At 66.5% G+C, this 12,855-nt stretch carries 12 protein-coding genes and 1 pseudogene; 7 read left to right on the top strand and 6 right to left on the bottom strand.

Annotation, left to right across the window (positions count from 1 at the left end; translation table 11 throughout):
- Positions 1 to 60: 60 nt before the first annotated feature.
- Positions 61 to 630, bottom strand: coding sequence for a GNAT family N-acetyltransferase (locus GKC70_RS03470; protein ID WP_295488472.1), 570 nt, complete (start codon positions 628 to 630; stop codon positions 61 to 63).
- A gap of 184 nt (positions 631 to 814) precedes the next feature.
- On the opposite strand from GKC70_RS03470, the gene GKC70_RS03465 reads away from it, so the two are divergent.
- The 3 genes from GKC70_RS03465 to GKC70_RS03455 all read left to right on the top strand — a co-directional run bounded on the left by GKC70_RS03465 (position 815) and on the right by GKC70_RS03455 (position 3,894).
- Entirely contained in the window at positions 815 to 1,504 is a 690-nt protein-coding gene (locus GKC70_RS03465) for a histidine phosphatase family protein (RefSeq protein ID WP_342650444.1), read from the top strand.
- Positions 1,505 to 1,572: 68 nt separating this feature from the next.
- Entirely contained in the window at positions 1,573 to 2,487 is a 915-nt protein-coding gene (locus tag GKC70_RS03460; protein WP_342650443.1) for a histone deacetylase, read from the top strand.
- Between the two features lie 186 nt (positions 2,488 to 2,673).
- Positions 2,674 to 3,894 carry a TIGR03862 family flavoprotein gene (locus GKC70_RS03455; RefSeq protein ID WP_342650442.1) on the top strand — a complete coding sequence of 407 codons (1,221 nt, stop codon included), beginning with the start codon at positions 2,674 to 2,676 and terminating at the stop codon, positions 3,892 to 3,894.
- Positions 3,895 to 3,939: 45 nt separating this feature from the next.
- On the opposite strand, the gene GKC70_RS03450 is transcribed toward GKC70_RS03455, so the two are convergent.
- The gene (locus GKC70_RS03450) at positions 3,940 to 5,265 is read right to left on the bottom strand and encodes a DEAD/DEAH box helicase (protein WP_342650441.1); all 1,326 of its coding nucleotides are present in this window, start codon (positions 5,263 to 5,265) and stop codon (positions 3,940 to 3,942) included.
- Between the two features lie 75 nt (positions 5,266 to 5,340).
- The gene (yedA, locus tag GKC70_RS03445; RefSeq protein ID WP_342650440.1) at positions 5,341 to 6,237 is read right to left on the bottom strand and encodes a drug/metabolite exporter YedA; all 897 of its coding nucleotides are present in this window, start codon (positions 6,235 to 6,237) and stop codon (positions 5,341 to 5,343) included.
- A gap of 150 nt (positions 6,238 to 6,387) precedes the next feature.
- On the opposite strand from yedA, the pseudogene GKC70_RS03440 reads away from it, so the two are divergent.
- Positions 6,388 to 6,845 (top strand): annotated as a pseudogene (locus GKC70_RS03440) (Lrp/AsnC family transcriptional regulator).
- On the opposite strand, the gene GKC70_RS03435 reads toward GKC70_RS03440, so the two are convergent.
- Together GKC70_RS03435 and GKC70_RS03430 are read right to left on the bottom strand one after the other, a co-directional pair.
- Positions 6,842 to 7,321 carry an NYN domain-containing protein gene (locus GKC70_RS03435; RefSeq protein WP_295488487.1) on the bottom strand — a complete coding sequence of 160 codons (480 nt, stop codon included), beginning with the start codon at positions 7,319 to 7,321 and terminating at the stop codon, positions 6,842 to 6,844. The pseudogene GKC70_RS03440 and the gene GKC70_RS03435 overlap by 4 nt on opposite strands.
- A 105-nt stretch (positions 7,322 to 7,426) precedes the next feature.
- Positions 7,427 to 8,167, bottom strand: a complete 741-nt coding sequence (locus tag GKC70_RS03430) for a DUF2076 domain-containing protein (RefSeq protein WP_342650439.1) — start codon at positions 8,165 to 8,167, stop codon at positions 7,427 to 7,429.
- A 150-nt stretch (positions 8,168 to 8,317) separates the two neighbouring features.
- Between GKC70_RS03430 and GKC70_RS03425 the strand changes: the two genes are divergently transcribed.
- The 3 genes from GKC70_RS03425 (at position 8,318) to GKC70_RS03415 (ending at position 9,962) form a co-directional block, all read left to right on the top strand.
- On the top strand, positions 8,318 to 8,974 hold the full coding sequence (locus GKC70_RS03425; protein ID WP_342650438.1) for a YciC family protein: 657 nt from the start codon (positions 8,318 to 8,320) through the stop codon (positions 8,972 to 8,974).
- Positions 8,975 to 9,079: 105 nt separating this feature from the next.
- Complete coding sequence (locus tag GKC70_RS03420) at positions 9,080 to 9,589, top strand: hypothetical protein (protein WP_342650437.1); 510 nt, start codon at positions 9,080 to 9,082, stop codon at positions 9,587 to 9,589.
- A gap of 181 nt (positions 9,590 to 9,770) precedes the next feature.
- The gene (locus GKC70_RS03415; RefSeq protein WP_342650436.1) at positions 9,771 to 9,962 is read left to right on the top strand and encodes a hypothetical protein; all 192 of its coding nucleotides are present in this window, start codon (positions 9,771 to 9,773) and stop codon (positions 9,960 to 9,962) included.
- 25 nt (positions 9,963 to 9,987) lie between these two features.
- On the opposite strand, the gene hrpB is transcribed toward GKC70_RS03415, so the two are convergent.
- Positions 9,988 to 12,516, bottom strand: coding sequence for an ATP-dependent helicase HrpB (gene hrpB / locus GKC70_RS03410; protein WP_342650435.1), 2,529 nt, complete (start codon positions 12,514 to 12,516; stop codon positions 9,988 to 9,990).
- Between the last annotated feature and the right edge of the window lie 339 nt (positions 12,517 to 12,855).

Below are 12,855 nucleotides of genomic sequence, written 5' to 3'. Positions count from 1 at the left end.
AATCGGTTGAATGGCGCGAATCATACAGAATTTGTCAGCGCCGCCGCGCGCAAGTGCCGTTCAGCCGCGCACGCTACGTTCCCAGTGCGCACGGTCCATGCGATAGAGCACGTGCGGGCGCAGCGGGTGGCCCTCGGGAAGACGCGGGTGCTCGAAGCGGCCCGCTTCGTCCTCACGCATGCCGATGGCCTGCATCACTTTCTGCGACGGCACGTTGTCCTGGCTGGTGAAGGCCACCACCTCGTCCAGACGCAACTGCGCGAACGCGCAGCGCAGGCAGGTCCACGCCGCTTCGCTGGCGAAACCCTGCCCCCAGTGGCGCCGGGCCAGGCGCCAACTGATTTCCACGGCCGGTGCGAAGGGCGCTTCGAAATTGACGTTGAGCAGCCCGGTCAGGCCGATGAACGCGCCGCTGTCCATGCGCTCCAGGGCCCAGAGGCCGTAGCCGTATTCGCTGAAATGCCCGCGAATGCGACCGATCAGCGCGGCGCATTCCAGGCGCGTCAAGGGCGCTGGAAAGTAGCGCATCACCTGCGGGTCGGCGCACATCTCGGCGAAGGCCGGCAGATCATCGTCGTGCCACTGGCGCAGGTTCAGGCGTGCGCTTTCGAGGGTGAGGATGGGGGTCATGGACGGGGCTCCGGCTGGCACTGGGCTGCAGTCTACAGCGTAGGCAATGGATGAAGATTTCCTCATGTGCCGGGGCCAATGGATTTTTCACAACGGCTTCACCGGGCTCCCACAGATCCGTTCGCACAATTGCCCCACACCCGCCGCCGCCCTGTTCGCGGCCCTTTCCTGCCGGAGCCCGCGCATGCTGTCGAGCGACACCTTTATCCCCTTGGTCATGCCCACGCGCCGTACGTGGCAGCGCCTGCCGCGCATCACCCTGGCCCTGGGCCTGGCACTGCTGTTAACCGCCGCATCGGCACTGCTGTGGGCGTCGACGAGGACCACCATCGTGAACCTGGGCAACGAACGACACTTAAACGCCAGTGGCCTGCTGCAGCAGTGGGCTGAAGGTGCGGTCATCGTGATGATCCGCCATGCCGAGCGCTGCGACAGCGCGCCCGGCCCGTGCCTGGACGACGCCACCGGCATCACCGTGGCCGGCAGCCAGGCCGCCAGCCGCGTCGGCGAAGGCCTGCAGCACCTGGGCCTGGCGGGCGCCGACCTGCTTAGCAGCCCGAAACTGCGCACCCGCCAGACCGCGCACTTCATTGTCGGCGACACGGTCACCAGCGAGGACTGGCTCGAAGGCTGCAACGCCCACTTCACCGAACAGGCCCTGGCGCACAAACGCAGCGGTCACAACCTGGTGCTCATCACCCATGACGGCTGCGTCGATCATTTCCAGCGCTCGCTGAGCGTCGCGCCCGGTCAACGCGACAGCGCCTACGCCAGTGCCCTGTTCGTCTCGGTCGATGGCAACGGCAAAGCGCGGATTCTGGGGCGCATGAACGAGCCGGACTGGCAGCGGGTGCTGGCCACGCGGCAGCGCTGAGCGCTCGTCTTGCGCCGCATCGCCGGGGACAGGCAAGATCAGCGCTGCCTTTCGCCGCGACCCTCGCCATGTCCCTGCCCCTGATCTACCACGACGACTACAGCCCGGAATTCCCGCCCGAGCACCGCTTTCCAATGGACAAGTTCCGCCTGCTGCGCGACCACCTGGTCGCCAGCGGCCTGACCCAGGACGAGGCGCTGCTGCGCCCGGCCATCTGCCCCGATGACATCCTCGCACTGGCCCACGACCGCGCCTACATCGACCGCTACATGAGCGGCGAGCTGTCGCGCGAAGACCAGCGCCGGCTCGGCCTGCCCTGGAGCGAGGCGCTGGCCCGGCGGACCGTGCGGGCCGTCGGCGGCTCGCTGCTCACCGCCGAAATGGCGCTGCAACAGGGTATCGCCTGCCACCTGGCCGGCGGCACCCACCACGCTCACTACGACCACCCGGCGGGTTTCTGCATCTTCAACGACCTGGCGGTGATCAGCCGCTATCTGCTCGAAGCCGGGCGCGTCCAGCGGGTACTGATCTTCGACTGCGACGTGCACCAGGGCGACGGCACCGCGCGCATCCTTGAGGACACCCCGGACGCCATCACCGTCTCGCTGCACTGCGAGCAGAACTTCCCGGCGCGCAAGGCGTGCAGCGACTGGGACATCCCGCTGCCACGCGGCATGGGCGATGCGGCCTACCTGCAGGTGGTGGACGATGCGCTCAACTACTTGTTGCCGCTGTATCAGCCTGACCTGGTGCTGTACGACGCCGGCGTCGATGTCCACCAGGACGATGCCCTTGGCTACCTGCAACTGACCGATGCCGGGGTTGCCGCACGCGACGAGGCGGTGCTGCGTCATTGCCTGGGCCGCGACATTCCGGTGGCTGGGGTGATCGGCGGCGGCTACAGCAAGGACCGCGAGGCCTTGGCCCGTCGTCACGGCATTCTCCACCACAGCGCAGCGCGGGTGCTGGGTTACGCACAATGACTGTGGAACCGCCTGTGGATAACCTGAGCGAAAGCCGCTACAGCCCTTTAACTGCCTGATGTGCAAGCATCTGATCATTTTTTGTACAGTGCCTGCGGACCCAGCGCTGGGGTAGAATGCCGGGTCTTTTCCACAGCCGCCTGCCGCCATGACCGACTCCTGCCCCGCTCGCCCTCCCTCGTCGCCGTGATCGGTGCCGGTCCCGCCGGCCTCATGGCCGCCGAGGCGCTGGCCCAGGCGGGTGTGACGGTGGAGGTGTTCGACGCCATGCCCTCGGTCGGCCGCAAGTTCCTGCTGGCCGGCGTCGGCGGCATGAACATCACCCACTCGGAGCCCTACCCCGCCTTTGTCGGTCGCTACGGCGAGCGCCGCGACGCGCTCGATGCGCTGCTGCGCGACTTCGACGGACAGGCGCTACGCCAGTGGATTCACGGCCTGGGCATCGAGACCTTCGTCGGCACCTCGGGTCGGGTGTTTCCCACCGACATGAAGGCCGCGCCACTGCTGCGCGCCTGGCTCAAGCGCCTGCGCGAAGCCGGCGTGGTTATCCACACCCGGCACCGCTGGCTGGGCTGGACTGCCGAAGGGGCGCTGCGCATCGGTTATCCACAGGGCGAACGGCACGGGCACGCCCAGGCGGTGGTGCTGGCCCTGGGCGGCGGCAGTTGGGCGCGCCTGGGCTCGGATGGCGCCTGGGTGCCCGTGCTGGCCGAGCGGGCTGTGGATATCTCGCCACTGCGCCCGAGCAACTGCGGGTTCGAGGTCGAGGGCTGGAGCGAGGTGCTCAAGGCCAAGTTCGCCGGGGCGCCGCTGAAGAACATCGCCCTGAGCGTACCGGGCAGCGCGCCGCGCAAGGGCGAGTTCATCCTCACGGCACAGGGGGTCGAGGGCAGCCTGGTGTACGCCTGGTCGGCGCCGCTGCGCGCCAGCCTGGAACGCGAAGGTCGCGCCACGTTGTTGCTCGACCTGCTGCCGGACCGGCCTGTGGACAAGATCGCCCAGGCCCTGGCCAAGCCGCGCGGTTCGCGGTCCATGGCCCGGCACCTGCAAGGGCAATTGGGCATCGATGGGGTGAAGGCTGCGCTGCTGCGCGAACTGACCGACCCGGCGACCTTCGTCGATCCGCAGCGCTTGGCCGAAGCGATCAAGGCGCTGCCCATCGAGTTGGTGCGCACACGGCCACTGGACGAAGCGATCAGCAGTGCCGGCGGGGTGCGCTTCGAGGCGCTCGACGACGGCTTGATGCTCAAGGCACTGCCGGGCGTGTTCTGCGCCGGCGAGATGCTGGACTGGGAAGCGCCGACCGGCGGCTACCTACTCACCGCCTGCTTCGCCAGCGGCCTGCGCGCCGGACGGGCTGCGGCGCAGTGGGTCGCTGAACACCAGCCCGCCTCGACTACCCCATGACACCCCACCTGCAGTCAACCTCGTCTCGCGGTCGGCCTTGCGCCACTAGGGTTTGCGCTTACGCGGTCCGCCATTGAAACTTGGCACCTTGCGTACCGGCTTGACCGTCGGCGCAGCGTCCTCGGCGCTGTCCATCCACTTGCCCAAGCCGCGCTTGGCGCTGTTCCCCTTGGGCTTCTTGGGTTTTTTCGGCTTCTTCAGCACCTGGCCGCTGGCGTCGGTCATCGGCACCCGGTGATCGGGGATGAAATCCGCCTCTTCATGGCGCGGCAAGGTCTGGCGGATCAAGGTTTCGATGGCCGACAGCAGTTGCACTTCATCGGCGCACACCAGCGAGATCGCCTCGCCCTTGTTGCCGGCGCGACCGGTGCGGCCAATGCGGTGCACATAGTCCTCGGCAACGATCGGCAGATCGAGGTTGACCACCAACGGCAGGTCGTCGATGTCCAGACCGCGCGCCGCCACGTCGGTGGCCACCAGCACCTGGATCTCGCGCGCCTTGAAGGTATCCAGCGCGCGCTGGCGGGTGGCCTGGGGACGGTCGCCATGGATGCCGTCGGCCTTGATGCCGTCGGCGAGCAAGCGCTCGACCAGTTGATCGACACCGTTGCGCGTCTTGGCGAACACCAGCACCTGGCTCCAGCGCTGCTTGCGCAGCAGGTGGCAGAACAGGTCGGTCTTGCGCTTCTTGTCCACCGGCACCAGCCACTGCTTGACCGTGGTGGCGGCGGCATTGCGCGGGCTCACTTCGATACTCAGCGGATCGCTCAGCGCCAACCCGGCGAGCAGGCGGATCTGCTCGGAGAAGGTGGCCGAGAACAGCAGGGTCTGGCGCTTGCGCGGCAGCGCGGCGTACACCGCCTGCAATTCTTCGGCGAAACCCAGGTCGAGCATGCGGTCGGCTTCGTCGAGTACCAACATTTGCACCTGAGCGAATTTCAGGGCGTTCTGGCGGAACAGGTCGAGCAGCCGACCCGGGGTGGCTACCAGCAGGTCGACACCGCGGCGCAGGCGCATCATCTGCGGGTTGATGCTGACACCGCCATACACGGCATAGGTGCTCAGCGGCAGTTGCTCGGCATACTCGCGGATGTTGGCGTGGACCTGCTCGGCCAGCTCGCGGGTGGGCACCAGCACCAGGGCGCGGATCGAGTTGCTGTCCACCTTGCCGCCCTCCAGCGCCAGGCGTTGCAACACGGGCAGGGCGAAGCCGGCGGTCTTGCCGGTGCCGGTCTGGGCGGCGGCCATCAGGTCGCGGCCGGCCAGCACGGCGGGAATGGCCTGGGCCTGGACCGGCGTTGGAGTGCAATAGCCCAACTGCTCCAGGGTGCGCAGCAGCGGTTCGATCAGGCCGAGTTTGGCGAAAGTCATGGATGTACCGTCAGAGGGGGTTCAGCGAAGGCGGCAGTTTACCGCAAGCCTGCCTTCGCTGTGGCCTTGCGCTGCTCAGGCCACCTGACGCGGCGCCCGTCGCCACTGCGGCAGGCCGATCAGCACCACTGCGCCGACGATCACGCCCATGGCCAAGGCTTCCTCGGCACCGATCCGCTCGCCGGCGAAAGCGATACCCAGCAGCACCGCCACCACCGGGTTGACGTAGGCATAGCTGGTGGCGGCCGCCGGGCGCACGTGCTTGAGCAGATACATATAGGAACTGAACGCCACGATCGAACCGAACACCACCAGATACGCCAGCGCACCCCAGCCCGCCGCGCTCGGCATCTGCGTCAGGCGCTCGCCGCTGAGGGCGCTACCCAGTAGCAAGGCGCCGCCACCGACCAGCATTTCCGCCGCGCTGGCCATGGCGCCCTGAGGCAGCGGCAGGGTCTTGCTCCACACCGAACCGAAGGCCCAGGCAGCGGCAGCGAAGATCAGCAGCGCCGCGCCCATGGGGCTGGCCTGCAGGTTAGAGCCCAGGTTGAGCAGCGCGATGCCGGCCAGCCCAAGCAGAATGCCCGCCCACTCCAGGCGCGAGTTGCGGTGGCCGAACCACAGGCCGAACAGCAGGGTGAACAGCGGCACCGTGGCCACCGCCAGGGCCGCAACGCCCGAAGCGACACCGGCGTGCTCGGCCAGGGTCACGCCACCGTTACCACAGCTGAGCAGCAGAAAGCCGATGGCGCCGGCCGAGCGCCACTGCGGCCAAGTGGGCGCCGGCACGCCGCGCCAACGCAGGAAGCCATACAGCAGGCTGCCGGCAATGACGAAGCGCACCCCCGCCATCAACATAGGCGGCCAGGATTCGACACCGATGCGGATGGCCAGGTAAGTGGAACCCCAGACCAGGTACAGCGCCGTGAAGGCGCCCAGGAGCAACCAGGGAAAGCGACGGGAGGCGGGCATGATAAAAGACTCGAAATCCGTTTACGGGTGTCTTAGTTTAGAAAGGCGCCTGGGCAAACATAAGTTACAAAACAGGTTTAATCAGGCATGACACTTTTCAATCAACGGTAATTACACGGATTTACCGTCGATTGCCGGAACGAGGCTCCGATGGACAAATACGACCGCATGCTGCTCGCCGCCCTGCTCGAGGACGGCCGCGCCTCCTACGCCCAACTCGCCCGCCAGGTCAACCTGTCCCCCCGGCCGTGGCCGAACGGGTGGCCAAGCTCGAGGCCAGCGGCGTGATCACCGGCTATACCGCCAAGGTCGATCTGGAAAAGATCGGCCTGCCGATCCAGTGCGTCATCGAGCTGCGGCTGAACAGCCATGGCAACCAGCAGGCCTACGACGCCCTCACGCGTATTCCCCAGCTCACCGAATGCCATCGGGTCACGGGTGACCCCTGCGTGATCATGCAGGCGGCGGTGGCGTCGATGCCCGAGCTCGAAGCGCTGATCAATCAGGTGTCGCAACTGGGTTTCAGCAAGACCGCGATCATCTTGTCCAGCGCCGTGGAACGGCGGGTGCCGCTGGATCACCTGATGGGCAACGGCAAGAAAAACTAATGACGCAGCAGCAAGTTGCCTTCAATTGGCACATAGCCCGTCGCCGCGCGGATCAGTGACAGCGCCGTGAGCCCCGGCGCACCGTAAACCAGCGTTTCGACACCGAAACGGCGCATCACCCGCTCCAGCAACTGGTCGAAATCGCCGTCGCCGGAGGCCAGCACCACCAAATCGACTCGGCTGGCGGCCTCGTACACGTCCAAGGTGATGCCCACGTCCCAGTCGCCCTTGGCCGAGCCGTCGCTGCGCTGGATATAGGGCTTGAGGCGCACCTCGAAACCCAGGTTGCGCAGGATCTGCTGGAACTGCTGCTGCTTGCTGTCACCGCGGTCGATGGCATAGGCCAGCGCCTCGACGATTTCGCCCTGGGCGCTGACCTGCGACCACAGCGCGCTGTAGTCGAAGTGGCAGCCATGGGCTTGGCGCACGGTGTAGTAGAGGTTCTGGACGTCGGCGAACAGTGCGATCTTTTTCAACTGGCAGCCGCTCCCGCTGGAATGCGCTCAATCGTGGCAGCGGCCTGGCGCCGCGAAAAAAGGGGCGCTGGGCGCCCCTGGGATTCGCGTCAGTATGCCTGAGGCTCAGACGAAGGTGTCGTCATCGTCGAAGAAGCCGCCGCCGCTGTCGTAGTCGCTGTCCACGTAGCCGCCCTGATCCGTGTTCCAACTGCTGTCGTCGGCGACCTGGCGCTGGCTGTCCTGGTCGTTCCAGCCGCCGGTGTCGCTGGCCGGCGCCGGTTCGTCATGGATCACCTCGACCACCTCGTTGGGCTGCGAGTTGTGGTTGAACAGGCTGCTGATACCTTGCGCCAGCAGCACACCGCCCGCCACCCCGGCCGCCGTCTGCATGGCGCCGCCAAGGAAGCTGCTGGCGCCGCTGCGTGCAGGCGCCGCACCGAAGCCTTGCGCCTGGGCCTGGGCTTGCGGCGGCTGGGCGTAGGCTTGCGGGGCCGGTGCCGGGTCGCGCCAGCCACCACCGGACGCGGGCGGTGCCGCTGGCCGTTGCGGCTCGGGGGCGGGACTGCGCGGGCTGCTGCCGAAGAGACTGGAAAGGAAGCCACCACTGCTGCGCGACGCTTCCGGCGCCTGCTCGCGCGCCTGCTTGAGCTGGGCCTCGAGGTCCTTGACGCGGGCGTCGAGCTGCTTGAGCGCCGCCTCTTGCACCAGGATCGCCTGAGCCATGTAGTACGGCGCCGCCGGTTGCTGGCGCAGGTGTTCTTCGATACGTGCCTGGGCCTGAGTGTCGCGCGGCTGTTGCGGATCCTCGGCCTGCTTGATGCGGGTGAACAAGCCGTCGATCAGGGTTTGCTCTTCAGTGTTCATGGGCTACCTCGTGGGCCATGCGGAACATCGGACACCTGCAAAGATGGGGCGCGCAAGCGACGGATTCAATCGCCGGAGCGATGAAAGTTTTTTCAGGCAGGCGCGGCTGGGCTAAAGTGATGCACCGCTTTTTTCCTGCGATCCGGACCGATGAACCCGCTGACCATCCTGCGTGACTCCCTGTACTTCTTCCGCCGCCACTTCACCAGCATCGTGCAGCTGTGCCTGCCGCTGGTGGTGCTCGAAGCCCTGTTCACCCAACTGCTCTATCGCCAGATGGGCGACAGCGCCTCGCCGGCTTACGGCATGCTGGTCAGCCTGCTGTTCTACCCGCTGTACAGCGCCGCGCTGATCCTCTATCTGGACACCCGCAGCCAGGGCCAGGACACCCGCAAGCGCGACCTGTTCGCCCGCGCCGTGCAGCTGTGGCCAGCCTTGGCCCTGCTCATCCTGATCAGCTCGCTGCTGATCATGGCGGGCCTGGCGCTGTTCGTGCTCCCCGGCATCTGGATCATGATCAACCTGGTGTTCGCCGAATACCTGCTGGTACTGCGCGGCCTGCCCGTGATCGAGTCGATGCGCACCAGCGCACGCATGACCACCGGCCACTTCCTGCGCATCCTGATGTGCGTGTTGGCGGTACTGGCGCCGCTGTGGCTGCTCGACGGCCTGCTGCTGATGGCCTTCCCCGAGCCGCAGCCTGGCGTGCAACTGGCGCTGGACAGCCTAAGCGGCTTCCTGCAGTTGTTCAGCAGTGTGGTGCTGTATCGGCTGTTCATGTTGCTGGAGGACAAGGCTCACGCTTGATTCATCGACGCTGTGCAGGTGGGGTACAGGTTGAAGCTTTTGACCCTGCCGCCTCGGCAAGCGGCCCCTAGTCTGGGGCCTCTTCCCTACTCCGAGCCGCTCACCATGCATTCAGACATTCTCGCCCTGTATGGCCGCTCTTTCCGCGCCCAGCTTTATCTCAACAGTGCGCGCGGCCTCAAGCCCCTGCGCCTGAGCCGCTCGGACGACAGCTTCAGTTGGACCGGCATCGCCGAAGATGACTGGTTGCAGGTCGGTAGCGCTGGACAAAGCCCCGCCATGAACTTCGTGTTTCGCCACAGCAGCAGCGACAGACTGTATTTCGACATCACCCTGCCGGGTCCACCCCGCGACAGCAGCGGCCAGGGCTCGGCCAAGCGCCTTGGCATAAGCATCAACGGCTTCCTGGGGTTCTACTGGGTAGCTGACGTGACCGAGCCCTGGAAAATCGAGCCGCTAGCGATGGACGAATCGGGCTTGCTCTGCCACTTGCGAGACCACCTCGGACAGCGGGTGGCGATACGGCCAGGCAACACAATGCGTAACGGCCAGCGGGCGCAGTGGCTGAACACCCTCGAGGGCCAGGTGCAGACCTTCGTCCTGCGCCAGGCTTGAACCCAGAGCGTCGTACAGGACGAGCGCCTATTCAGGACAGCCGGAGCGCGGTGATCCTCCGCGCCCCAGTGGCCTCCGACTGCCTATGCCTCGACGGACTGCGCCCCAAGCCAGAGGCCTTCGCCACCCTGGGCATGAGCTGTGGCAGCCATGATTACCGCCAGGGCACCTTCGAGGGGGGATGCCGCTGTCGGAGAACAGCAAGGCCGCGCTGCGGGTCCACAGCCTGCTTTGCGACAGCAACGACCAGTGGCGCACCGCGTTCAGCCTCAAGAACGTGTTCGACCGCCGTTACTACGCCGCGGGCCTGGCACAGGCCGTGGCGGTGGGCGATGAGCGCACGGCGCTGATGTCGGTGGCGTACAGCTTCTGAGTGAGGCGGCACGGCCCGCGCGGGCTCAGGACTTCCTGGGCTTGGCCCGCGCGGTCGCCTCGGCGACCAGCGGGTCGTCCGGCCAGTAGTGCTTGGGGTAACGTCCCTTCAGATCCTTCTTCACCTCGGCATAGGTGGTGCGCCAGAAGTTGGCCAGGTCCTGGGTCACCTGCACGGGCCGGCGAGCCGGCGACAGCAAGTGCAACTTGACCTGCTGACGGCCCTGGGCGATGCGCGGCGTGTCGGCCAGGCCGAACAGCTCCTGCAAGCGCACGGCGAGAATCGGCGGCTGCTCGCTGTAGTCCAGGCGGATGTTCGACCCCGACGGCACGCACAGGTGCACCGGCGCCCACTCGTCGAGGCGCTGCGGCAAGGGCCAGGGCAGCAGGTTGCGCAGGATGGACGAGAGGTCCAACTGAGCGAAGTGGCTCAGCCGTGAGACGTTGCCCAGGTAGGGTTGCAACCAGTCTTCGAGGCTCGCCAGCAAGGCGTCGTCGCTCAGGTCGGGCCATTGGCTGACCCCATCGTGTTGCAGATCCAGCTGACGCAATAGTGCCACACGGGCCTGCCACTGGCGCAGCTCGGGATTCCACGGCAACAACGCCAGTCCCTTGCGCCGCACCAGGCCGACCAGCGCCCGCGACCGGGCCTCGTCATCCAGACCCGGCAGCGCCTGGGTGGCCAGCACCAGCTCGCCGACCCTGCGCTGGCGCTCGGCGCGCAACACGTGCTCGCGTTCGTCCCACTCCAGCACATCGACCACCTCGACCTGCTCGGCGAGAATGTCCTCGAACAAAGCCGGATCGAACTCGGCGGCCAGGTAGATGCGCTCCTCGCGCTGACCCTGACGACTGCCCAGCTCGGCAATCACCAGCCAGGCGCACTTCATCAGCGCATCGACTTCAGCGAACAGCGCCGCGCGACCGTTGGCCAGCCGGTACTCGGCGGCCCCCTCGCGGCGCTGACGGGCAATACGGTCCGGATAGGCCAACGCCAGCAGCGCGCCGAGCCAACGCGGGTGGTCAGGGTCGGCGACCGTATTGGCCGCCTTGCCGCGCAGCAGTCCACGGTATTGCCGCGCCAATTGGCGGACCCGCTGCACGGCGCCGCGACTGCCACGCTCGGCCACCTGCGCGCCGCCGACCAGCGCCAGGCGCGTGTGCAGGTCGGCGCCAGCGCCGCGCTGGATATCGCGCTCACCCAGCAGTGCGGCCACCTCGCAGGCCATGTCGGTCAGCCCCAGTTGCTGCCCTCGCAACAGCAGGTGGGCGATGCGCGGATGGGCCGGCAGCTCGGCCATGGCCTGGCCGTGGGCGCCGAGTGCCTCGCGGCTGTCAGGTTTGAAGGCGCCGAGCCGCACCAGCAGGTCCTGGGCCTGGGCATAGGCCGCACTCGGGGGCTGGTCGAGCCAGCGCAGTTGCTCAGGCGCCACGCCCCAGCGGGCTAGTTGCAGGGCCAGTCCAGCCAGATCGGCCTGCACTATTTCTGCGCTGCCGTGCGCAGCCAACTGCTCATGCTGCGCTTCGGACCACAGGCGATAGCACACCCCAGGCTCCAGACGGCCGGCCCGACCGGCACGTTGCGTGGCGCTGGCGCGTGAAATGCGCTGGGTGTCCAGGCGGGTCATGCCGCTGCCGGGATCGAAACGCGGCACCCGAGCAAGTCCTGCGTCGATCACCACGCGCACGCCGTCGATGGTCAGGCTGGTCTCGGCAATGTTGGTGGCCAGCACCACCTTGCGCTGGCCCGTCGGCGGAGGATCGATGGCGGCGCGCTGGGCGTCGAGGTCCAGCTCGCCGTGCAGCGGACACAGCAGGATGTCGCGACGCTCGCCGAGCGCCGCCTGCAATGCCTGATGCACGCGCCGGATCTCAGCCTGACCGGGCAGGAACACCAGCAGGCTGCCGGGCTGCTCGGCCAGCGCCTGCTGTACGCAATCGACAATGCGTGGCTCGACGAACTCGCCCAACTGCCACGACCTGCCCCAGCGGATATCCACCGGGTACATGCGCCCTTCGCTGCTCACCACCGGCGCGTCGTCGAGCAGGCGCGACAAGCGCTCGCCTTCGAGCGTCGCCGACATCAGCAGGATCTTCAACGGAGGATCGTCGCGCAGCAGCTCGCGGCCGTTGAGGCTCAGCGCCAGGGCCAGGTCGGCATCCAGGCTGCGTTCGTGAAACTCGTCGAAGATCAACAGCCCCACCCCCTCCAACGCCGGATCGGCCTGCAGGCGACGGGTGAGGATACCTTCGGTGACCACCTCGATCTGGGTGCGCGGGCCTATCTTGCTTTCAAGGCGTATTCGGTAGCCGACAGTCTCACCAACCTTCTCCCCCAGCTCACTGGCCAACCGCTCAGCCGCCGCCCGCGCCGCCAGGCGGCGCGGTTCGAGCATGACGATGCGCTGTCCGGCCAGCCACGGTTCATTCAACAGCGCCAGCGGCACGCGGGTGGTCTTGCCCGCGCCTGGCGGGGCTTGCAGCACTACCTCGTCGCGCGCTTGAAGGGCTTTGAGAAGGGCCGGCAAGGCGGCATCGATTGGCAGCGGTGGCATAAGGTCTCCCGAACAAGCGCAGGAGTATATCGAATCGACAGAGGGCATTTGCTTCATTGAAAGTGACCAACGGTCATGTACTCGGCAAGCGGCGCAGTCACATAAGTGACCAATCAGTCAAGATATGGTCAATTGGTTTTTATTCCTTGCTATTTCAATGACCTAGCTCGCACGACCGTGCACATGCGAAAAATTCGTCAGTTTTTTGTGAAAGCCATGTGCTGCACCGTTTAGCTGAAACGTTGAACTTCTGTGCTAGAGCTCATGAACTTTTTTTCATGCAAATCTCTAAGCCTGCGTAGCAAGCCGGGATGGGTCTGAAGTTCGGTCATGCCGCGG

Source organism: Pseudomonas sp. REB1044 (genome assembly GCF_038813925.1).
Classification (GTDB): domain Bacteria; phylum Pseudomonadota; class Gammaproteobacteria; order Pseudomonadales; family Pseudomonadaceae; genus Aquipseudomonas; species Aquipseudomonas boreofloridensis.
The sequence above is the reverse complement of the archived record's forward strand: the minus strand, read 5'-3'. Positions and strand labels throughout refer to the sequence as shown.